This is a genomic window from Halosimplex salinum (assembly GCF_003730195.1).
GTDB lineage: Archaea > Halobacteriota > Halobacteria > Halobacteriales > Haloarculaceae > Halosimplex > Halosimplex salinum.
Genome location: NZ_QWGG01000003.1, coordinates 463106 through 483306, shown reverse-complemented (window position 1 = coordinate 483306; position 20201 = coordinate 463106). Strand labels below are relative to the sequence as shown.

Below are 20201 nucleotides of genomic sequence, written 5' to 3'. Positions count from 1 at the left end.
GTTCTCGACAGAACTAACTGCATCGAGACACTATCAGCGGACTGTCCAATGTACGATCTGACCGGCTTCCAGCGCGACCTGCTGTACGCCATCGCGGGCAAAGACGAGCCGCACGGTCTGGCGATCAAAGAAGAGCTCGAAAACTACTACGAGAAGGAGATCCACCACGGGCGATTGTACCCGAATCTCGATACACTCGTCGACAAGGGACTCGTCGAGAAAGGTGAGCGGGACCGTCGGACAAACTTCTACAGTCTGACTCGACGCGGACGACGGGAGATCGAGGCCCGGCGCGACTGGGAAGCGCAGTACGTCGACGTGGACGGCCAGCCTGCATAGGTCTCCGATCTCGCGGACTGTCTCACTAGCCTGACCGCAGATTGTGGAGTTCGCGATGCTGCTGTCCGCTTCGGGGAGCCGAGACATCGGCGGCGGCTCCATCGACCGCTCCCAGCGACTGTGGCGGTCTTCGGCTACCAACTCACTGCGGAATCCAGTCCGTGTAGCGAGATCACGTGCGAACTGGCACTCACGTTGAAGGTCACTCGTGACGAATACGAGGACGATGGACGATTCGTCCCACGACCCGAACGAGGATTCCGTGGACGCTCACCACGACGGAAGCGATTCCGGGCGTGTCGGGTCACACGGGGAGTCGAGGGCCGAGCAGTCGCTCCTCGAGGACGAAGCTACCTCTCACCACGGCGGGGAAGGTGACTCTGGCAGACACGGTCACCACGATGCACACGGTCGCCACGGCGACCACGGCGGAATGCACGAAGGGCACGAACAGATGTTTCGCCGGCGCTTTTTCGTCTCGACGCTCCTCTCGATCCCGGTTCTTCTGTACAGCGAAGCGCTCCAGCGCTGGCTCGGATTCTCTGTTCCGGCGTTCCCCGGGAGTCAGTGGATCAATCCTGTCTTCGCGGTGATCGTCTTCGCGTACGGCGGCGTTCCCTTCCTCCGGATGGCGGTGCCGGAGCTACGGGACCGTTCGCCGGGGATGATGACGCTGATCTCGATGGCGATCACCGTCGCGTTCGTCTACAGCCTGGCGAGCGTGTTCTTCCCGACGGAGTCCGCGTTCTTCTGGGAACTCGTGACGCTGATCGACATCATGCTACTCGGCCACTGGATCGAGATGCGTTCGGTACGGCGGGCCTCGAGCGCCGTCGACGAACTGGCGAAGCTCATGCCCGACACTGCCGAGCGGATCTCCGACGACGGCGAGACCGAAGCGGTGCCTGTCGGTGACCTCTCCGAAGGTGACCTCGTACTGGTCCGGCCGGGCGCGAGCGTCCCTGCCGACGGCGTCGTCGAAGACGGTGACTCGGACGTGAACGAATCGATGCTCACCGGCGAGTCGAAACCAGTCTCGAAAGACCCCGGTGACGAGGTCATCGGCGGGACGATCAACGGAGACGGGAGTCTCCGCGTTCGGGTCGGCGCGACGGGTGAGGAGACGGCGCTCGCGGGGATCTTGCGGCTCGTCGAGGACGCCCAGCGAAGCAAGTCCAAGACACAGGTGCTGGCTGACCGCGCGGCCGGCTGGCTATTCTACGTCGCCGTCGCGGCAGCGGGCGTTACAGCCATCGCGTGGACACTCGCGGTCTCGTTCAACGCAACGGTTATTGAGCGCGTCGTCACGGTGCTCGTCATCGCCTGCCCGCACGCGCTCGGACTCGCCATCCCGCTCGTCGTCGCGATCAACACCTCGCTGGCGGCCCGCAACGGAATGCTCGTCCGGGACCGTATCGCGATGGAGGAAGCACGGAACCTGGACGCCATCATCTTTGACAAGACGGGGACGCTCACCGAAGGCGAACACGGCGTCGTCGACATGGCGACCGTCGAAGGCGTCGCCGAGAACGACGCGCTCGCACTGGCTACCGCTGTAGAGAGCGATTCGGAACACATGATCGCCGGAGCCATTCGTCAGGCGGCCGAACAGCGGGGGATTGCCGCACCTGCTGCGACTGATTTCGAGGCGATGAAGGGGCGGGGTGTCCGGGCGACCGTCGAAGGCGACGAGATCTACGTCGGTGGCCCGAATCTGCTGGCGTCTCTCGATAGCGACGTTCCAGGACAACTGCGGAGCTTCGCCGACGAAGCCGGCAAGAACGCACAGACGGTCGTGTATCTCGTCCGTGATGGCGAGTTGATCGCGGCGTTCGCGATGGCCGACGTCGTTCGCGAGGAAAGCTATCGGGTCGTCGACGCGCTCCACGAACTCGGTATCGAGGTAGCGATGCTGACCGGGGACTCACGGGACGTCGCGACCGCCGTCGCCGAGGAACTGGGCATCGACACGGTGTTCGCCGAGGTCCTCCCGGGAGACAAGGACAAGAAGGTGCAGGAGCTCCAGAATCAGGGCAAACTCGTCGGGATGGTCGGCGACGGCGTCAACGACGCGCCCGCGTTGACGCGCGCCGACGTCGGGATCGCCATCGGGAGTGGCACGGACGTCGCCGTCCAGTCGGCCGACGTCGTTCTCGTCCAGAACAACCCGCTGGACGTGGTTCGGCTCGTGAAGCTCAGCAAGGCGAGCTATCGGAAGATGCAGGAAAATATCGTCTGGGCCGCAGGCTACAACGTGTTCGCGATCCCGCTTGCAGCGGGCGTATTGGCTCCGATCGGGATTCTGCTGTCGCCCGCTGTGGGTGCGCTCCTGATGTCGCTGAGTACGGTCATCGTCGCCATCAACGCACAATTGCTCCGGCGGGTGGATCTGTCCATCCCTAACCTTCCAGGAGGGACATCACCGACTGACGCCCAACCTGCAAGACTGAAATCTCCCTAATCGCTTCAGGAGGGGTTTTTTCGGTCGCATCCGGTCGGTGTTCGGAATCAGCGAATCGGTACAGTTTGAATTGGCATCGCTATTCGGAACCGATTCCGCGGGTTCCAGATACTAACTCCGCCTCCCCAACCCTCCGCTCCGTGCTCACCTCGTCGTGCGCGCAGCCACGACCTTGTCGTCGACAGTTCAGAGCTCTGGATGACGTACGCCCGGTCAGTATGTTCCCGACGGGGGTTTCGAACTCCGACGAGCGCTCACGGTACAGTACGCTCTTAGGGGGCCACGCCAGTTCTGCGCGTACTGCAGTCCTGACGAGCCGGCGATGTACTGACTTGGGGCTGTGCTACGTCTGTCGTTCACTGATTTTGCCAGCGATGCGCTCACCGGGTTCCCGGAGTTCGCCGGACTCGGCCTCGTAGACGTACCCCGAGACGGTAACATCGTCCGGGATGAGCTCCGACTGTCGCAGATACTCGACCTGTGCCGCACAGGCTTCGTCGATGTCGTCGGTCATCTTGACCCAGTCGATGATATCAGCATCGCCGATGTTGAGCTCGGGAAGCGACGGGTCGAGGTCAACGTCCGACAGGTCGACGGCCTGTGCTTCGAGCCCGTCACGGACGGCCGCGTCCGGGGCACTCATCATCCCACAGTCGGTGTGGTTGATGACGATGATTTCGTCCGTGTCGAAGAAGTTCGTCGTCAATGCGGCCGAGCGGATGACGTCGTCAGTGACCTTCCCACCGGCGTTCCGATAGATCTGGGCGTCACCAAGTTCGAGCCCGAGTACGTCTTCGACTGGAATTCGTTCGTCCATACAGGCGATGACGAGGAGATTCTTGTTCGTCGGGATGCCCTCGCGACGGCGGCGGGCCCAGTCGGAGCGCTCTGTGACTGTCTCGTCGACGTGCTCGTGGTGTTTGTGATTGTCTGCCATCCTTGGATGAAAGGGCCGAGTCGGGAGGAATGTTTGGGTACGACACGGTGTTGCCGCTGGCTGTCAGTTACCCAGTTTCCCCTGTCGCTACGTTCGGAACAGTCAGTGAATTCGACACCACCGAGTATGGCTCCCTGGCGAAGGACCGTTCGGCATGATGGTGGTGACACGAGTCCAGTGAGACTGTCGGTCGGTTGGTCCGTGGTTTCCGGGGACTTGGTCAGACGTTGATAAAGTTCGCCGATGGAGAGCGGGCCGAGCCGATCCAAGTCTCTGCCGGGTTCTCGGGGTCGGACCGGCCCAACCCCACCGCCCCACCCTCCGCTCCGTGCTCGTCCCTGCGCGCGCAGCCACGACCTAAACTACTGCTCGACTACTCGGCGTGTTCATCGGCCCAGGGACGCAAGATCGCGGTGATAGCCTCGTTCATCGGGACGTCGACACCGACGTCTTCGGCGTGGCGAACGACCGAGGCGTTGAGCGCGTCGAGTTCGAGGCGCTTGCCGTGGGTGAGGTCGTAGTGCAGGGAGGAGTGCATCTCGGGCTCGAGCTCGTGGGCGAACTCGAGCCAGTCGTCGACCGTCTCGTCGGGCAGCTCGATATCTTTCTTTCGGGCGACGCTGACGACTTCCTCGATGATGCGGCGGTACATCACCCAGGAATCGGGCGTCTCTCGAATCCGACCGATGGGTTTCCGCGTCGCTGCGGTCATCCCGGAGTGAGCACAGATGAACGCGAACTTCTCCCAGAGTTCCACGCGGATGACGTCGGCCAGTACGGCTTCGATCCCGTCGCTCTCGGAGAGCGCGTCGTGGAGGGTCTCGATGCGGTCGGTCCGTGTCCCGTCGAATTCGCCGTAGACGAAGCGTGCCGGCCCACCCGTGTGGGCAACGACGCCCGGTGACTGGATCGTCGAAAAGATGTACGCGACGCCTCCGACGACGTGGTCTTCGCCCACTTCCTCGGCGATCCACCGTTCGTTGTCGACGCCGTTCTGGAAAGAGACGACGGCCGTCTCCGGGCCGACGAGCGGGTCGAGGGCGGCCGCGGCGTCGCGGGTATCGTAGGATTTCACCGTGAACAGGACGTAGTCGACCGGGCCGATGTCGTTGGGATCGTCCGTTGCGGGGAGGTCGACGGTCGTATCGCCGGCGATACTCTCGACGCGCAGGCCGTCCGACCGGATCGCCGCGAGGTGGTCACCGCGAGCGACGAGATGCACGTCGTGGCCGGTGTCTGCGAGTCTGGCGCCGAGATACGCACCGATGCCACCAGCGCCGAAGATTGCGACCTTCATCCGGGTCACTTCTCGCTGCGAGACCAAAGAAGGTCACCCCGTAGTGGGCAATAGAGGTGCTTGCGGCGAATCAACTTGTCGGGCTGAAGGCCGTGAAGTGATGCCTCCGCGGAGAGTGTGGTGTCGCCCCTTCCAGCGGACACGCACTTCGCAAGTGATCCAGGCGATACGATACGGGTTGACGTGCTCGTCGAGTCATTCGTGCGGTCGGATTCGCCGACGAGACGCATGAACACCGGTGAGTGCCGGCGTGTCGTTTTTGTGCGCCCCGAAGGACCGGTGATACGAGGGCAAGCCAGTCGGTGACGGACATGCACAGGGTCAGTTCCGCGGGCTGAAAGCCACGGTCGGCGACATGCTCGACCGGGACGTTTTCTCCCACTACGAGGCCACCGAGTATATGGCCCGAAAACTCGACACCTGGGTCGACGACACAGAGGAGCTGATCGTCCGCAGGCCACGACTTGTCGAGTAGAATACCAGCGCAGTGTCGTCACTGCTTACGGTTTCCCACGCTTCGCGACTCCGAATCCGTCGCGCTTCCAGTACTGACCTCGCTGACGAACTCGCCGAACGATAGTGGACCCTGAATGATCGTCGCCGACGCCAGCGCTCTCATCTCCCTCGCCACAGCCGATACACTCAACCGATTTCTCGCAGAGTTCGAGGTCCACACCGCGGAACCAGCCGTCGACGAACTGGAGAACACTGCGGAGGACGACGATAGTCACGGCGATGCCGCCGAAACTGTCCTCGCCAACCTCGACTGGGTCACCACTCACCATGTCAACGGCAATCTCGAGTTCTCCCGCGTAGACCAGGGAGAAGGATGCTGCGCATTGCTGACCAAGAAAATAGACGCCGAGTTCCTGATCACGGCCGACCTTCGAGCCCTCCCCGAACTCCAGACGGTCGCTGACTTCAGGATTGTTATCTCGCCCATTGTCCTGAAAGCACTCGTCCAAAGGGACGTACTGGAACAGGAAGAACCACTGAAGAACCTGAATGTACTGGCGGAACAACGGGACTGGCTCGGCACACCAAACTACAGGTGCTCACAGAAACGCTTCGGCCGTGAGTAGCCAGTCGTAATTGTGAGAAGCGTAGCTTCGATCCCAAATCGGTTCCCAACAGCACATATGTAAATTGTGTAATAGATATACCAACGCATAAGAGTGGCTCTGAGAATACCATATTAATGGATTCACGACGGGAAGAGATACTCAGCCTACTGACTGAAGAAATAAACCGAACCATCGTCTCGATTGTTCAGCAAGGAGACGGTGAGTGGACTGTCACCGACCTCGCCGAGAGGATCGTCTCCGAAGATGCGGCGGTCGTCCCTACCGCGGACTACGAGCAGCGATTGGAAGACCTGCTCATTACGCTTCACCACGAGCGTCTCCCCCAGCTCGACGACGCTGGCCTGATTATGTACGACCGCGACGAAAACGTCGTCGCGGGAGGGGCGTATACAGCGGCCGATGTACTCTGGAAGGACATCGACGAAATTGACGGACTGCTCTCCGAGTTCCTGACCGGGCACGATGTCGATGACCAACGGATCGGCCTCATCCACGGGCAAGAGGCGATCTACGACTACAGTCGAGAACTGGCGGACAGGGCGGACGAGGAGTTGTTCCTCATCTATACGTCTGACGAACTACTGGACGAGGAGTGTCTTCCTCATGCCAAGAATGCCATCGAGCGCGGCGTCGACTTCTCCGCTGGCGTGAAAAGCGAGGACGCGCGGCAGTTCTTCGTCGAGTGTCTCCCGGACGCAACAGTCTGGGAACCGCAACTGGACTGGATGCACTCGGAGGTGACCTATCCGACGGTCAGTCGCCTCATTATTGCTGACCGGGAGAAGGTTGTCGTCGGCCTGTGGAACGACATAGACGATGACGGGACGCGAACGGAAGTCGCCATGATCGGCGAAGGAGCGACGAATCCACTGGTCGTACTGGTTCGCGAACTCCTGGGCCCGCGTCTGGATCACCTCGACTACCAGAGTGAAGACTTCGTCAGCGACCTCCCCTTCAAAGCATGACCGACGACAGCACGACAGACGACGATCAGAACGCCTCCAGTACCTCGACGACAGCACAAGTGACCCATCGCAGAAGCGCTGACACACGACCGACCGTTGACGTAGTGCGGGCAGTTGCCGCATTCACCGATACGACTGTGCTCGACCTCGAGCCACTGGGTGACGTGATAGATACCGAGGCTCTCAATGATTTGTTTGCCGAGCGCGACGCGGAAACGAACGCGGCCGAGATGACATTTGAATACGAGCGGTGTACAGTCACAGTAACCCCTGACGCGGTCGAGGTCACACGACTCGAGGAGTAAGGTGCGTTTTCGCTTCGGTCTGCCAGATTGAGCCGCTCAGGCGATCCGCAGACAACTATACCGCATTGACGTATCGGTTGGAGTGTCCCATTCCTGCGAACGGGATGGTCCGGTAGTTGCGTCTATACACCTTCGCTTCTGCGTCAGTGGGTGCACCAACTGGATGTGCTCGACATCTCCGTACGTGAGGGTCCACATGGTGGCCATTCGCATCCAGTCCTCGTCAGGCACGACAACTGAGTCTCTCGACGGCCAGGTGTCGCGACGGTGAGTTTATTCCCCCCTGAGGGGTGCGGGGGCAGGACAGACTCGCCTCGCGCTGACCATTGATGGCAACGATAGATCCCTTCGAGCGCGACTTCGACGAACAGCACGCCAACTCCATCCCGGCCGACGACTGTCCCGAGTGTGACGGCCGACTCACCACGGACGGCGGCGAAACCCGGTGTACCGATTGCGGACTCGTCATCGAGGCGTGCCGGGTCGATCGTCGCGGACACGGACCTACGACAAGGACGAGACCAACCGGGAGCGCACCGGGGCGCCGCTCACCGAAGCCCGTCACGACCGCGGGCTCTCGACGAAGATCGGGTACAAGGCGGACGGGAAAGGCAACCGACTCTCCAGCCGGAAGCGACGCCAACTAGGCCGATTGCGCCGCGAACACACCCGGGCGAAGTGGCAGTCCAAAGCCGAGCGTAATCTCGCCCACGGCTGTACGGAGATCGCTCGTCTCGTCGGGGCGCTCGACCTCGATCGCGACCACCGGGAACAGGCGAGTGCACTCTTCCGGTCAGCCCAGTCGGCGGACCTGCTCCCCGGCCCAGTGGTGAGTGCTCACAGTGATATCTTCCAGATATGATCCCCATGGCTACAGCGACTTCCCATGCTGGGAGTGTATCTGAACTGGAGGGAGATCCCTTCCCGAATAATCGATCCCCGTGACTCCGGTATACTCCATGCGGGCGTTCCTGTGTCGGAGTCCGAACGCGACCACCGATGTTGCCGTCTGCAGCGAAGTGTGTCGTCGCGAGTGGCTCTCGGAGTCGTTCACCGGCGATGGCCATCCGAACTGGAAAGGCAGTGGGAACGAATCGTACGGGCCCGGCTGGAGCGACGTTCGACGCCGAGCACTGGAACGTGACGACTATCAATGCATTCGCTGTGGTGCGACGACGGACGACATCGGCCGGAATCCCGACGTCCACCACATCGTTCCCGTACGCCGATTCATCGAGTCAGACGACCACACGAAAACTGACGCCCACTTCCTCGAGAACGTCATCTCACTCTGTATTTCCTGTCACCGGAAAGCCGATCACGGCAAGATCTCGAAACAGCGACTTCGCTCGCGAATCGACAGTGAATCGACCACTCTCGTGGACGAATAGAAGACCCGCTTCTGGCTCGGGTATTAAATACGGAGAATGAGCCCCTAAAGGGCTTAATTTCGAGGTCCGGGTGCGAGAATCGAACCCGCGTCTCAGCCTCCACAAGGCTGAAGGATAACCACTACCCCAACCCGGACACGCTGTTGGAGTATATCGACGTAACCGGGTAGAATTGAAATACGTTACGACTCCGGGACCTGAGTGTGAAGCAGGGTCACGGGCCGACGAGCGGATGACTCTCGACTGGGCGCACGTCCATGGATTCTAACCCGAGCTTACTGCGAAACGTCAACTGCGTGGTCGGACTGGATCCAGGCGTGCTCGTTTTCGGTGTCGTGGAGGAGGGTGATCTCCTCGCCTCGGTCGCCGTACTGGGTCGTGAGGTATCGGTCGGTTGCGAACTCGTCCTGTTCCTGGGTGTCGGTGTCTTGGATGGTGTCTCTCATTGGTTTCGGTCTCGATTACGGTCACGAGCGGTCCCGTGGTTGCGGGGGGTGCAATCGCCGTAGGCTCCGGTGACTTCGACGCCGATCCGGGTAATCGCTCGTGAACTCCTCGTATCGACGAAGGATCTACGCGGGGGTAAGGGTCGTCGCTATGCGTGTTGCGCCGACGAACGGGACGGGGCTATGTATGTAGCGTTGGGGAGGCGACAGTTCGCACGCGAAGGAGCGCACTACTATCCGATATGGGGCCGAAGCGGTGGTCGTGGAGCGAAACTCGGGGCTGGTGATCGGCCGGGTCGCCGGGCGACGATGTTCGACTCGCCGTGCGCGGTGACAGCTATCTCGTCGCGCGCGTGAGCGACCGATTGGAGTGCGACTACCGGGGTCGCCTCGCAGACACGATCGTCGACGCAGTCGCGGAGGACTTCCGCGGGCCGATCCCCCGGTGACGCGCGGAACCCGCTCGCGACCGGGGCCGTCCGAGACGCTTTTGACGCCGCGCCGTCTCTGTTCGACCACGCGTGGCGATCACGGACAAGATCTACATCAAGAACCACCAGCAGATCGCCTCTCAGCTAGAGACGTCGTTCCCGAAGGGGGCGTTCAAAGGGGCGACGATGGACATGCTGTTCCAGGGTGAGAACCTCGCCAAACTCGACGAGACCACACAGGACCGCGTGCTGGACTTCGCGCAGGACTTCATGGACTGCGACTGCGAGGCCAACCCCCACTGTGGTCACCCCGAGGAGAAGTTCGTCCGCTATCTCCTCGAACTGCGCGCCCAGGGACTCGGTCCCGACGCCATCGTCGACGTGATGGGCGCCGACTACATGCTGTACGCCTACCCGGGCGACGTGCTCTCCTTCCTCGACGGCGCCGTCCGCACGCTCGAAGCGGTCGAGACGCTGGCCGACGTCGACGGCCGGAACGACACCGCGAGCGAGGCCCGGAGAAAGCGGGAAGAACTGCTGTAGCGATATCGGGAACGCACTCGAATCGGGCTCTTCCGTACTACTATATCACCGTATCGCGAGGCTGTGATAACCGATGGTCAGTACAGATGAAACCACTCACCCGCGTTGGATCGGGTCAGACTCGCCGTGACTGGCGGTTTCGGAGTCGGACAGCGGCACCACGTCGACGTTGCCGAAGACGAATCGCGCGCCGTCGGCGTATCCGTCGTCGTGCTCGACGATCCAACCGTGGGACTCGGCCATGGCCCGGACGATCGAAAGACCGAGGCCGGTTCCCTCCTCACTGGTGGTGTAGCCGTACTCGAAGATACCGTCACGGTGCTCCGTCGGGATGCCAGGGCCGTCGTCGGCGACAGCGAAGCCATCGGCGGTCGCTTCCACAGTCACGTGGACGTCGTCCGGACCGTGGTCGAGGGCGTTCCGGAAGAGATTCTCCAAAATCGAAAGGAGTTTCGAGCGGTCAGCTTGGAGACGCCGGTCGGCGCCGACGGTCAGGGTGGTGTTTTCCGTCTCGACGTTGTGCCATGCGTCGCGGGCTGCAGCCGCCAGCGAGACCTGCTGAGTCTCATCGACAGTCTTGCCTTTGCGGGCGATGGTGAGGATATCCGCGATAATCGCCTCCATCCGGTCGTGACTGGTCCGGATCCGATGGAGGTGTTCGATCGCGGTCTCGGCGTCACTGGCGTCGAGCCCGTCTTCGTCGATCAGACTCTCGACGAGCTCGGCGTAGCCGTCGGCGACATTGATGGGATTGCGGAGGTCGTGTGAGATTGTCGAGGCGACCTGATCGAGGCGTTCGTTCTGTTTCTCGAGCCGCCAACGGGATCGTTCGAGCTCCGTGACGTCCCTGAGAAGAATCGACACCCAGTTTGCGCTCTCGTCGTCACCGCCGACAGTCGACAGGTTGACAGAGAAGTGACGCTCGGACCCGTCGACTGTGAACGTGATCTGGTCGGCCAGCTCGTCTCGGTCTCCCTTCACCGCGAGGCCCCACGTCTCGTCGTCGAGCCACATCGCGTCTACCAGGTCGGGACAGGCGTCCGCGATCGGTTCGCCGACGACGTCGGGCAGAAATGGCCACAGGCGGGTGCTCGCTTCGTTGAAATCCGCGACGGCGCGGTCCTCGTCGAGGACGATGACGGGGTCGTCGAGACCTTCGACGACAGCGTTACGGGCGACGGGTTGAACCCGCAGGAAGTCGTACCGGAACAGCGCCAGTGAGGTGAACAGGATGAACGGAATCGTTGCGTAGATGCCGTGATAGAAGTGTTCCGCGGGGAACAGCCCGAGGTTGCTCGCGGTGGCGACGAGCATGACGCTGAGCGTCCCGGCCATCAAGAGACCGAGCTGTTTCGTGGCACGTTTCGAGGTCGACAGGAGATACATTGACAACTTGTAGAGGTTGTAGAAGCCGACGAGGTACGACAGCACCGCGACGAAGAGAAGGCCCGGCCCGGGTTCGTACGCCAGGTATCGGAACGGCTCGGTCTCGATCCAATAGTCGGCCACCCAGAGGTCTACGATTGGTCGAATGAGGACGAACACGAGATAGCTGATCGGAACTGTCACCAGGACGAGTTTGACGACCGGACGCCGGTGGTACTCGGTCTCCGTGTACTTCCCCGCGAAAACGGCGAAGACCACGTAGGAGAGCAGCCCGAAGAAGCCACCCACCATCGAGAGGACAGTCTTCGCTTCGAGCCAGGGAACGAGCAACTGGGCGGACGTGCACAGCGCGTACGTGCCGCCGATCGCGAGCATCGCTACGAACCACTTTGCACCGCGCTTGTCCCAGTGATCCCGATAGATCCAGTACCCGAGAAGCACGTGTAGAACCGTCGCAAATATCAAGAGCGAGTGGTATGCCCAGACAACGGGCGAACTGGCAGCCATACGACTGGCTACCCTTACAGAGACACATTAAATGTCTCCGCCCGATCTCATCGGCGATAATTGAAGGATGTAACTCGTAACAGTGGTCGCAAGGCGAATCCCCGTAGATTTCGTCGTGGGATGAAGCCTACTGAGCTGATTCTCACTGATGACAGGAACAGCAGGGTGGTCTGAGCCCGAGGTCGGCTTCAGTTGTTGGCCAATCTGTACTCGTACTGACCGGCAAATACGACGCTATCTACCGTGAAACCAACTTCGTGCGAACAGTCCTACGACGTCCTCGTACACAGCACTCACTCTTTTAGCGCCGCGACGAGGTCGTCGAACCCTTCGATCGTCAGATCCGGTGCTGGTCCGAACGTCTCAGGGGGGTCGCCCTTCCGGTCGACGCGGACGCCCTGCATCCCGGCGTGATGGGCGCCCATCACGTCGAACCACAGCGCCGTGACGTGCGCCATCTCCCCGATCGGCGTCTCCGCTCGCTCCGCGGCGTGGCGGTAGAGGTCACCGTGTGGCTTGAAGAGCTCAATCTCGTCGGCGCTGATGGTGTCTTCGACCAGATCCTCGATGTCGCAGTGTTCGACGAGCGAGTCGAGCATCTCCGGGTTGCCGTTGGAGAGGACGTAGCAGTCGTAGCCGGCGTCGCGGAGCCGCTCCAGCCCGTCGCGCACGTCGTCGAAGACGTCGAGTTCGTGGTAGACGGCGAGGATCTCGTCGCGCTCCTCGGTGGAGACGTCGGCGCCGGTGGCGTCCAGCGCGTACTGGAGCGCGTCGCGGTTCATCTCGTAGAACGGCTGGTAGGCGTCGATGTGGTTGGCGACCATCGTGTACTCCAGCGAGCGCGACCGCCACAACTTCGAGACGGGTTCGGGCTCGGCGACCCGTTCCGCGAGCGCCCGTTCGGCCGCGTCGACGTCGACGAGCGTACTGTACGAGTCGAACGTGAGTGTCGACACCTGTTCCGGGTCGAATGGCATGTGGTCTCACTGATCGTGGGGGAGGCACAAAACGACTCGGCCGTCGCCGGGCTGTATTGGTCTGGACTAGACTGGACCGATCGTTGGGACTGCGAGACTGCGAGACTTCGAGGGTGAGAGTGAGTGAATGAGAGTGAGGGAGTGAGAGACGCAAAGAGTGAGAGAACCGCTGCAGCTTAGACCGACTCTTCGAAGTTGCCCAGGCGGTAGGAGGCTTCCTCGTCGTCTTCGCCGCCGTCCAGGTCTTCGAGCTGGACCACGTCTTCCTGGTCGTGCTCGTCGAGTTGCTGGCGGAGCTTCGTGACGTAGCGCTTGTGCTCTTCGAGCTGTTCGCGGAGGTGCTCGGCCTCGAGTTCGAGGCGTTCGTGTTCGCGGACGAAGCTCTTGGGCACCTCGACTTTCGGCGGGAAGCTCTCCGTGTCGCTCGTGCTCGCGTTCGACTCGTTGAGCTGATGTTCGGGAACCACCTCGACCTGGCCGTCGTGCGCGACGAGCATGTCGACGTAGTCCCTGAACACCGCCGACAGCGAGAGGTCCCGCTCGTCGGCGATCTCGCGGAGCGTCTCGAACTTGTCCTCGCTCACGCGAAAGGAGATCGTCTTGTTCTTACTCATTGATCATCACTCTGAACCCCTCGCACTTAATCGTTTGTCAGACGCTGTCACGAGATCTCGTGAGCGCGAAATAAACTGCGTGCCGGCCTGACGCCGGCCTTCTCCCTCGTTCTGTGAAAATCAGAACTGATAACTGGGGCGTTCGATCGGGACGAATCGGACACCTGTCAGCAGATCTGATAGCGTTCCTGTCGTCTCAAAGAAAAAATCGGCGGTCGTCGGATCGGCTGGCGAGTGGCCCCCGGGTGAACGTGGGCCGAGGCGGTTCCGCTGTCAGGCGTCGCCGGCTTCGGCCGCGACGCCCTCCTCGGCTTCGAGACTCTCGAGGGCTTCGACCACCTGTCGGCGGTAGTTCTCGACCGGGAGGTCGTACTCCTCCTGGGCCATCGCGACGTACTCGTCGACGGTGGCGCCGTCGCCGTCCTCGTCGGTCTCGGCCTGGTAGTGCTGGATGCGTTCCAGCGTTCGCTCGGCCGTCTCGACGACCCAGCGGTCCCGCGTCGCGGCGTCGACCTCGGTGATCGACTCCGGTCGGACGGAGACGTTCACGTCGCCGTCGTCGGTCTCGTAGGTGCGGGGCTTGCCGACGACCGAGATGTAGGCCGGCGGCTCCAGCTCGCGCAGCATCGAAGCCGCGTCGGGCTGGTACTGGCCGGCGTACATGTAGTAGCGGTCGCCGTTGGGGTCGATGACCTGCCCCTGCCAGTACTCGCTGTCGTCGCCGACGTCCTCGGTCTCCATGAGCGTCCCGACGATGAACACGCGGTTCGCTCGCTCCCCCGTCGGGAGCAGGAGGTACACCGGCGCTCGCTCGTCGTCGCTCTCCTTGAACGTGTAGTGCGCGTCGTTGAACTCGCCCGCGAACACGCGCCGCGCGACCTCGCGGGTGGGTGTCGTCGCCATCTATATCGACCTCGCTTTGATCAGCACGGCTTCAGCGTCCGTCGGGTCCGAGAGCTGTTCCACGTCGTCCACCAGCACGTAGCGGCGGAACGTCGGCCCGGTGATGCGGTAGTACTTCCCGAGCAGGTCCGCGCGCATCTCGTCGGCGACGACCGAGGTGTCCAGCGCGTCCATCGCCATCTCCTGGGCCTCCTCGAGCGTGATGCCGGTCAGGTCCTCGGTGGCCTCCTTGTTGAAGAGGATCTCGTGGACCTCGTTGCCGTCGTCGAGCACGCCCTTGATGCGGAGGTCGAACTCGCCCTCGACCTCGCCGTGCTCGTTACAGCGACCGTTCTGGAGGACGCGCGTGCAGTCCTCCTCCGGGCAGCGCTTGATGAGTCCCGAGCCGGACTGGATGTCGACGAGCGCGCCCTCGACGGTCACGTCGTCGCTCCCGACTTCGATGTCCTCGTCGCGCTCCTCGATCACGGTCGTCCGGTTGAGCTTCACCGAGTAGCGGCCCTCGTACTCGTCGGTGACGACGTTCCGAAGGTGGTAGACCTTGCCCTCCTCCAGATCCGGGAGGTCGGACTTCGACCACTTCGTGAACTTGATCGTGCCCGTCTCGTCGCCGAGCAGACCGACCTGTGCGACCGCATCGGAGGTCGCGTCCCAGAGCTCGGTCACCTTCGCCGTGACGTCGATCCACTCCTCGGGGGCGTCGACGTCGGCGATCTCGACCTGCTCGTTGCCCGACCCGGCGCCACCGCCGAGTTCGTCGCGCTCCATCCCCGCCTCGTCGAGGTAGGTGTTGGTGACGCTCCGGCGGGCCTCCGAGAGGGGGACCTTGTACTCGTTGACCAGCGTGTCGAGACGCTCCTCTACGTCGTCGACCGAAATGTCGAGCTGGTCTGAGAACTGTTCGTGTATCTCTGTCGCTTGTGTACGCAAATCCGTCATCTGTGTCGTTCCTGTCTCCACGTTGTTTTCGGTGGGAGACAGTCGTCTCTTGGTCGCCCCCGTATATAAACACTCGGCCAGCGGAGTGAAAGTGAAAATCGGGGGATAGCGGCGGTAAGGGCGAGTATTATAGTGCGGTTCTGTGCCGCGCTGTCGTCTCGGAATCGCTCGCGATTCCGAGGGCCGTCAGAGTGTGCTCTGACGTTGGCGGCGATTTTGCCGCGACAGCATCGTGCGAGGTCTTCGTGAACGGAGTGAACGAAGGCTCGATAGACGAGCGAAGCGAGTCTATCGGTGCGCAGTCCTCGAACGCCTCGGGGCTTTCACGCTGTTCGGGGCGTCGTCGGTCACTTCTGCACTCGACAACCCGTCTCCATCTTCTGCACTCGACAACCCGTCTCCACCTGACTCACCAACTCGCAGGCCGACGGGGCTAAGAGTCACCCACCCGAAGGCACGCACAGATGGCGGACGACCGCATCGAGCGCATCCTCCGGGACAAGATCCGGTCGGCGGGCAAGCAGGTCGGCGAGGCCAAGCGCGCGTACAGACACGCCAAGCGGGCCACCCAGGCCGACCTGCCCTTCGGCGACGACGGCCGCGCGAAGATCGTCTGCCGCCGCTACGCCGAGCGCCGCGCAGTGGAACTCGACCCCGAGTACAAACCGGGCTGTTTCGACCCCCAGTCCCAGGACTGCCAGGGCTGCGTCGAGGACATCCGCGCGGGCGAAATCGAGACGTGGTGAGTGCGAGCCGTTTTCGACGGACACTTGACATCCCCGCCCGAGTCGGGACCGTATGCCCCTCCGCGCCGAGTACGAGATCGGCTGTGACGCGCTCCCGCTGGTCGACGTAGCGGCGGCGGTGCCAGAGGCCGACATCGACCTCGCGCTCAGTCCCGGCATGAGCGAGCGACCGCGGTTCACCGCGCGCGTGGTCGGGAGCGAGGAGACGGTCGCGGCGGTCGAGGCGGAGTTCGAGCGGACGCCCTTTGTCGGCGAGTACACGCTCGTCGCCCGGGAGGGCGACGCGAGTCGCTACACGATCCGGCCGGGCACGAGCATGGCCGAACAGCTCGGCGACGACCTCGACGATCTGGACGACCTGCGAGCGCTCTACGAGACGCCGACCCACATCGAACGCATCCGCGCGACGCCGACGGGGTGGGTCCAGCGGGGTCGCTTCGCCGACCGCGACGCGTTCGACGAACTGCGGACCTTCTGGCAGCGCAACGTCCCGTTCCGACTCCGCAAGCTCACCCGCGTCGGCGACGGTGCCGACGGATTCGCCGGGCCCGCGGGCTCCGACGACGGACTCACCGACGCCCAGCGTGACGCGGTCCGGGCCGCCTACGAAATGGGCTACTTCGAGATCCCGCGGCGCGCCTCCCTGGAGGACGTGGCCGACGAACTCGACATCGCCGCCTCCTCGTGCTCCGAGCGCCTCCGCCGCGCCCAGACCCACCTCGTCGAAGCCCACGTCGACGGGACCGACCGCGAACGTCCGCCCCTACTTGAAACGCCGCACGACTGAGAGACAGACGTAGCCCCGCGACCGCACAACGGAGCATCCCATGCAGACCACACAGACTGCAGACGGCACCGCGATCGAGTACGAACGGCACGGCGACGGCCAGCCCCTCCTCATGCTCCACGGCGGGATGGCGCCCAGAGAGTACTGGCAGCCCGTCGTCCCCCACTTCGAGGCGTACGCGCCCGTCGTCCCGCAGCGGCCGGGCTTCGGCACCTGTCTCGACGGGCTGGACGAGACCGGGCCCGACGAGGTGCTGGACCGAGAGGTCGACTACGTCCGCGCGCTCGCCGAGGCCGTCGACGGCGACCCGGCCCTGTTCGGCCACTCCTTCGGCGCGCTCACGGCGCTGGAAGCCGCGAGAGATGCGCCGGTCGAAGCGGTCGTCGCCTACGAGCCCGCGATTCTCCCGGAGGCGTTCGCCGAGCACGCCGACCTGGCCGACCGGATGCAGGCGCGCCTTGACGACGGCGAGCGCGAGGAGGCGATGAAGCTGTACGTCGAGCAGGTGATCCACGCCGGTGAGGTCGACGATCTGGACGCCTGGCTCGCCGAGTGGCCGGTGTGGCCCCAGTGCGTCGACCTCGTCGAGGAAGTGATCCGGATGAACAGGGCGGTGGAGCGCTACACCCTCCCCGACCGTCTCGACGTCGACGTGCCCGCGCTCGTCCTCACAGGAACGGAGGGTCCGCAGTTCCTCCGCGAGAGCGCTCGCAACGTCCACGACGCGCTCCCGCACAGTCGTTTCGTCGACTTCGACGGGGTGAGCCACGCGGGACCGGCCGAGGCGCCCGAACGGGTCTCGCGGGAAGTGCGGAGCTTCCCCGGGTAGGCGCTCGACCGCCGCAGCCGTACCCGTCGACTATTTTTCCGGTCCGCTCCACCACCCAGCCATGCCCGACACCATCGTCGCCGTCGTCCTCGCGGGCGGCACGGGGACCCGCCTCTACCCGGCCAGCCGGAGCGACCGCCCGAAACAGTTCCTCTCGTTCGGGGGCGACCAGTCCTTGCTCGCCGAGACGGTCGAACGCGCCGGCTTCGCCGACGAGGTGTACGTCCTCACCCGGCCAGATCTCGCCGACCAGGTCCGCGAGCACGCCCCGAACGCCGCCGTGCTCACCGAACCCGAACCGAAAGACACCGGCCCGGCGCTGGCCTACGCGGCCCACCGCGTCCGCGAACAGGTGGGCGACTGCACGCTCGTCTGTCTCCCCAGCGACCACCACGTCGAGGGGGACTTCGCGAATACCCTCGAAGGCGCCGCGTCGGTCGCCGCCGAGACGGACTCGCTCGTGACCGTCGGCGTCGAACCCACCCGGCCGGAGACCGGCTACGGCTACATCAAACCGGGCGAGGAGGCGACGACGGACGCGGGCCACGCGTACTACCCGGTCGAGACGTTCACAGAGAAACCCGACCAGGGCGCGGCGATGCGCTACCGCCACCACGGCTACTACTGGAACGCCGGGATGTTCGCGTGGACGCCCGACGCCTTCCTCCGCGAAGCGGCCGACTCCGACCTCGCACCCCTCGTCGACGCCCTCGACGACGGCGACCCGGAAGGCGGGTTCGACGCCGTCGACCCCGTGAGCGTCGACTACGCCGTCATGGAGGCGACCGAGAACGCCGCGCTCGTCCCCGCGACCTTCGAGTGGGACGATCTGGGCGCGTGGGACGCCATCGAGCGCGTCCTCGACGGCGACGAGGACGGGAACGTCGTCCTCGGCGACGGCCTCACCGTCGACGCCGAGAACACCGTCGTCGCCACCGACGGCCACGCCAGCGTCGTCGGCGTCGACGACGTCGTGGTGGCGTCCTACGGCGACCGCACGCTCGTCGTCCCGAAGCGCCAGGCCCAGCGCGTCCGCGAGGTCGTCGCCGAACTCGAAGCCGACGACCTGTTCTGACCGCTCTCAGGGCCGCTCCAGCCCCGCTACCAGCGCCCGGAACGCCTCGCCGTCGAGTTCCCGCGACGCACCGGCCACGACGGCGTAGCTCTCCCCGTCCTCGGTCCAGACCGCCTCCCACGCGCCGCGGTCCTCGGTCAGCGCCGCGTAGTGGACCGTCTCGTCCCGGAGCCTGACCGTCTCGCGCGTCTCGGCGGGCTGTTCGGCGGGCTCGGGCGGAACCTCGGGACCGAGCGAACTCTCTTCGGCCGCGGCGGTGACCCAGAGGTGGTCGCTCCCGTTCGCCTCGTGGCGATAGACGGCCTCGACTGCCTCGGCTTCCGGGAAGGTCACGGCCGAGTCGAGGGCGTACTGACGGCCGACGGAGTCGTCGCCGGGAGCGAGCAACGGCGGCTCCACTTCCCGCAGCGCGGCCGGCGAGCACGGGACGCTCTCGTGGTAGGGCCGCGCGACGCCGTGGTCCCACAGTCCGTGGGGAACCCCCACCCCCTCGCACCGATACCGGGCCCAGTAGCTCAGTCTGTGGAACGGGACCTGCCGAACGGCCGCCGCCTCGGAGTCGCCCGATTCCGGGTCCACCGCGGGCTCCAGCCCGTCGAGCAGTCCTTCGAGTTCAGCGTCGTCGAACGCGCCGTCCAGTACCGACACCTCGACCTGCGTGCGCGCCCGCTGGACGCAGGCGCCGCGATTCTCCTTGTAGTCGGTGCCGAGAAAGCCCACGGCGTCGCCCGCCGCGACCGGCGTCGGGTCTTCGGTCCCCCACAGCGGCGCGACGCTCGCCGCCGGCGGCGCCCAGTCGTACAGGAACTGCTTGATCCGGAGACGGCGGCCGTCGCCGTCGACGACCGCACGCACGGCCGCGGGGTTGCCGTCGCTCCACGGCGTCTGTCCGATCGCCTCCGCGTCGAGTCCGTCGGGCCGCCCCGGCGGCTGCTCGGGCCTGAGCGTCGTCTGCCTGACCTCGCAGTCGGCGGGGAGCCACCCCGGCTCGAAGACGACGAAGTTCGCTCCGGACTGCGCATCCGCGAACGAAGTCTCTCGCGGCGCCAGCGCCGCCTCGGCGTCTGTCAGCCGGATCCCCGGTCCCGCAGTGCGCCAGTCGGTCCCACCGGTCGGCCGCTCGTCGTTCGCTCGCTCGTTCGACATACCGGATCGAGCGTCCGCCGCCCCCAAAACCGTTCGCTGAACCGCGTTTTGGTAACATTTCGGACGGGTCCACACCGAGCGCGTCGGTCCCG

The 20201-nt window shown here is 64.0% G+C and carries 23 protein-coding genes and 1 tRNA gene; 14 read left to right on the top strand and 10 right to left on the bottom strand.

Features of this window, described 5'->3' with window-relative positions; translation table 11 throughout:
- Positions 1–48 precede the first annotated feature (48 nt).
- Both D1409_RS10695 and D1409_RS10690 read left to right on the top strand, forming a co-directional pair.
- Positions 49–339 (top strand): PadR family transcriptional regulator, encoded by a 291-nt coding sequence (locus tag D1409_RS10695; protein WP_123536872.1) that lies wholly within the window; start codon positions 49–51, stop codon positions 337–339.
- Between the two features lie 433 nt (positions 340–772).
- Positions 773–2800, top strand: a complete 2028-nt coding sequence (locus D1409_RS10690) for a copper-translocating P-type ATPase (protein WP_394339038.1) — start codon at positions 773–775, stop codon at positions 2798–2800.
- Positions 2801–3143: 343 nt separating this feature from the next.
- On the opposite strand, the gene D1409_RS10685 is transcribed toward D1409_RS10690, so the two are convergent.
- Both D1409_RS10685 and D1409_RS10680 read right to left on the bottom strand, forming a co-directional pair.
- Positions 3144–3737: a beta-class carbonic anhydrase gene (locus D1409_RS10685; RefSeq protein ID WP_123536868.1), complete on the bottom strand. Its 594-nt coding sequence runs from the start codon at positions 3735–3737 to the stop codon at positions 3144–3146.
- A gap of 373 nt (positions 3738–4110) precedes the next feature.
- Positions 4111–5034: a 2-dehydropantoate 2-reductase gene (locus D1409_RS10680; protein WP_123536866.1), complete on the bottom strand. Its 924-nt coding sequence runs from the start codon at positions 5032–5034 to the stop codon at positions 4111–4113.
- Positions 5035–5368: 334 nt separating this feature from the next.
- Here D1409_RS10680 and D1409_RS25670 point away from each other — a divergent pair, with 334 nt between their 5' ends.
- The 6 genes from D1409_RS25670 (at position 5369) to D1409_RS10650 (ending at position 8780) form a co-directional block, all read left to right on the top strand.
- Positions 5369–5509 carry a DUF6735 family protein gene (locus tag D1409_RS25670; protein WP_394339037.1) on the top strand — a complete coding sequence of 47 codons (141 nt, stop codon included), beginning with the start codon at positions 5369–5371 and terminating at the stop codon, positions 5507–5509.
- 115 nt (positions 5510–5624) lie between these two features.
- The gene (locus D1409_RS10670; protein ID WP_123536864.1) at positions 5625–6116 is read left to right on the top strand and encodes a hypothetical protein; all 492 of its coding nucleotides are present in this window, start codon (positions 5625–5627) and stop codon (positions 6114–6116) included.
- Between the two features lie 116 nt (positions 6117–6232).
- The gene (locus D1409_RS10665) at positions 6233–7084 is read left to right on the top strand and encodes a DUF7344 domain-containing protein (protein WP_123536862.1); all 852 of its coding nucleotides are present in this window, start codon (positions 6233–6235) and stop codon (positions 7082–7084) included.
- Complete coding sequence (locus D1409_RS10660) at positions 7081–7389, top strand: HalOD1 output domain-containing protein (RefSeq protein WP_164471639.1); 309 nt, start codon at positions 7081–7083, stop codon at positions 7387–7389. Before D1409_RS10665 ends, D1409_RS10660 begins: the two co-directional genes overlap by 4 nt.
- A 475-nt stretch (positions 7390–7864) precedes the next feature.
- On the top strand, positions 7865–8251 hold the full coding sequence (locus D1409_RS10655) for a transcription initiation factor IIB family protein (RefSeq protein WP_206425025.1): 387 nt from the start codon (positions 7865–7867) through the stop codon (positions 8249–8251).
- Positions 8252–8348: 97 nt separating this feature from the next.
- Positions 8349–8780 carry an HNH endonuclease gene (locus D1409_RS10650; RefSeq protein WP_123536860.1) on the top strand — a complete coding sequence of 144 codons (432 nt, stop codon included), beginning with the start codon at positions 8349–8351 and terminating at the stop codon, positions 8778–8780.
- Between the two features lie 64 nt (positions 8781–8844).
- Here D1409_RS10650 and D1409_RS10645 read toward each other — a convergent pair.
- A tRNA-His gene (locus tag D1409_RS10645) sits at positions 8845–8916 on the bottom strand.
- Positions 8917–9055: 139 nt separating this feature from the next.
- Positions 9056–9226 carry a hypothetical protein gene (locus D1409_RS24480; RefSeq protein ID WP_164471638.1) on the bottom strand — a complete coding sequence of 57 codons (171 nt, stop codon included), beginning with the start codon at positions 9224–9226 and terminating at the stop codon, positions 9056–9058.
- Positions 9227–9549: 323 nt separating this feature from the next.
- Here D1409_RS24480 and D1409_RS25580 point away from each other — a divergent pair, with 323 nt between their 5' ends.
- Together D1409_RS25580 and D1409_RS10640 are read left to right on the top strand one after the other, a co-directional pair.
- Positions 9550–9675: a hypothetical protein gene (locus D1409_RS25580; RefSeq protein ID WP_268895821.1), complete on the top strand. Its 126-nt coding sequence runs from the start codon at positions 9550–9552 to the stop codon at positions 9673–9675.
- Positions 9676–9747: 72 nt separating this feature from the next.
- Positions 9748–10200, top strand: a complete 453-nt coding sequence (locus tag D1409_RS10640; RefSeq protein ID WP_123536858.1) for a DUF5814 domain-containing protein — start codon at positions 9748–9750, stop codon at positions 10198–10200.
- A gap of 96 nt (positions 10201–10296) precedes the next feature.
- On the opposite strand, the gene D1409_RS10635 is transcribed toward D1409_RS10640, so the two are convergent.
- The 5 genes from D1409_RS10635 to D1409_RS10615 all read right to left on the bottom strand — a co-directional run bounded on the left by D1409_RS10635 (position 10297) and on the right by D1409_RS10615 (position 15526).
- Positions 10297–12093, bottom strand: a complete 1797-nt coding sequence (locus D1409_RS10635) for a sensor histidine kinase (RefSeq protein ID WP_123536856.1) — start codon at positions 12091–12093, stop codon at positions 10297–10299.
- A gap of 293 nt (positions 12094–12386) precedes the next feature.
- Positions 12387–13070 carry a haloacid dehalogenase type II gene (locus D1409_RS10630; RefSeq protein ID WP_123536855.1) on the bottom strand — a complete coding sequence of 228 codons (684 nt, stop codon included), beginning with the start codon at positions 13068–13070 and terminating at the stop codon, positions 12387–12389.
- Positions 13071–13246: 176 nt separating this feature from the next.
- Complete coding sequence (locus D1409_RS10625; RefSeq protein WP_123536853.1) at positions 13247–13684, bottom strand: CopG family transcriptional regulator; 438 nt, start codon at positions 13682–13684, stop codon at positions 13247–13249.
- A 273-nt stretch (positions 13685–13957) separates the two neighbouring features.
- Complete coding sequence (locus D1409_RS10620) at positions 13958–14587, bottom strand: RPA family protein (protein ID WP_123536850.1); 630 nt, start codon at positions 14585–14587, stop codon at positions 13958–13960.
- Positions 14588–15526 (bottom strand): replication factor A, encoded by a 939-nt coding sequence (locus tag D1409_RS10615; RefSeq protein WP_123536848.1) that lies wholly within the window; start codon positions 15524–15526, stop codon positions 14588–14590.
- 464 nt (positions 15527–15990) lie between these two features.
- Between D1409_RS10615 and D1409_RS10610 the strand changes: the two genes are divergently transcribed.
- From D1409_RS10610 to D1409_RS10595, 4 genes are all read left to right on the top strand, one after another.
- The gene (locus tag D1409_RS10610) at positions 15991–16272 is read left to right on the top strand and encodes a DUF7091 family protein (protein ID WP_123536846.1); all 282 of its coding nucleotides are present in this window, start codon (positions 15991–15993) and stop codon (positions 16270–16272) included.
- A gap of 52 nt (positions 16273–16324) precedes the next feature.
- Positions 16325–17059, top strand: coding sequence for a helix-turn-helix domain-containing protein (locus D1409_RS10605; protein WP_123536844.1), 735 nt, complete (start codon positions 16325–16327; stop codon positions 17057–17059).
- A 40-nt stretch (positions 17060–17099) separates the two neighbouring features.
- A complete protein-coding gene (locus D1409_RS10600; RefSeq protein WP_123536842.1) occupies positions 17100–17888 on the top strand; it encodes an alpha/beta fold hydrolase in 789 nt (262 codons plus the stop codon).
- A gap of 61 nt (positions 17889–17949) precedes the next feature.
- Positions 17950–18963, top strand: a complete 1014-nt coding sequence (locus tag D1409_RS10595) for a mannose-1-phosphate guanylyltransferase (protein ID WP_123536840.1) — start codon at positions 17950–17952, stop codon at positions 18961–18963.
- A gap of 6 nt (positions 18964–18969) precedes the next feature.
- Here the strand turns inward: D1409_RS10595 and D1409_RS10590 are convergent, their stop codons facing one another.
- Positions 18970–20109 (bottom strand): hypothetical protein, encoded by a 1140-nt coding sequence (locus D1409_RS10590; protein ID WP_123536838.1) that lies wholly within the window; start codon positions 20107–20109, stop codon positions 18970–18972.
- Positions 20110–20201: the final 92 nt, after the last annotated feature.

Coding starts and splice junctions, on each gene's coding strand:
- D1409_RS10660 (WP_164471639.1), top strand. CDS start 7,081: ATGACCGACGACAGCACGACAGACGACGATCAGAACGCCTCCAGTACC.
- D1409_RS10590 (WP_123536838.1), bottom strand. CDS start 20,109: ATGTCGAACGAGCGAGCGAACGACGAGCGGCCGACCGGTGGGACCGAC.
- D1409_RS10600 (WP_123536842.1), top strand. CDS start 17,100: ATGCAGACCACACAGACTGCAGACGGCACCGCGATCGAGTACGAACGG.
- D1409_RS10605 (WP_123536844.1), top strand. CDS start 16,325: ATGCCCCTCCGCGCCGAGTACGAGATCGGCTGTGACGCGCTCCCGCTG.
- D1409_RS10685 (WP_123536868.1), bottom strand. CDS start 3,737: ATGGCAGACAATCACAAACACCACGAGCACGTCGACGAGACAGTCACA.
- D1409_RS10695 (WP_123536872.1), top strand. CDS start 49: ATGTACGATCTGACCGGCTTCCAGCGCGACCTGCTGTACGCCATCGCG.
- D1409_RS10690 (WP_394339038.1), top strand. CDS start 773: ATGCACGAAGGGCACGAACAGATGTTTCGCCGGCGCTTTTTCGTCTCG.
- D1409_RS10665 (WP_123536862.1), top strand. CDS start 6,233: ATGGATTCACGACGGGAAGAGATACTCAGCCTACTGACTGAAGAAATA.
- D1409_RS10635 (WP_123536856.1), bottom strand. CDS start 12,093: ATGGCTGCCAGTTCGCCCGTTGTCTGGGCATACCACTCGCTCTTGATA.
- D1409_RS10620 (WP_123536850.1), bottom strand. CDS start 14,587: ATGGCGACGACACCCACCCGCGAGGTCGCGCGGCGCGTGTTCGCGGGC.
- D1409_RS10615 (WP_123536848.1), bottom strand. CDS start 15,526: ATGACGGATTTGCGTACACAAGCGACAGAGATACACGAACAGTTCTCA.
- D1409_RS24480 (WP_164471638.1), bottom strand. CDS start 9,226: ATGAGAGACACCATCCAAGACACCGACACCCAGGAACAGGACGAGTTC.
- D1409_RS10650 (WP_123536860.1), top strand. CDS start 8,349: ATGCGGGCGTTCCTGTGTCGGAGTCCGAACGCGACCACCGATGTTGCC.
- D1409_RS10670 (WP_123536864.1), top strand. CDS start 5,625: ATGATCGTCGCCGACGCCAGCGCTCTCATCTCCCTCGCCACAGCCGAT.
- D1409_RS10595 (WP_123536840.1), top strand. CDS start 17,950: ATGCCCGACACCATCGTCGCCGTCGTCCTCGCGGGCGGCACGGGGACC.
- D1409_RS10630 (WP_123536855.1), bottom strand. CDS start 13,070: ATGCCATTCGACCCGGAACAGGTGTCGACACTCACGTTCGACTCGTAC.
- D1409_RS10680 (WP_123536866.1), bottom strand. CDS start 5,034: ATGAAGGTCGCAATCTTCGGCGCTGGTGGCATCGGTGCGTATCTCGGC.
- D1409_RS10610 (WP_123536846.1), top strand. CDS start 15,991: ATGGCGGACGACCGCATCGAGCGCATCCTCCGGGACAAGATCCGGTCG.
- D1409_RS10625 (WP_123536853.1), bottom strand. CDS start 13,684: ATGAGTAAGAACAAGACGATCTCCTTTCGCGTGAGCGAGGACAAGTTC.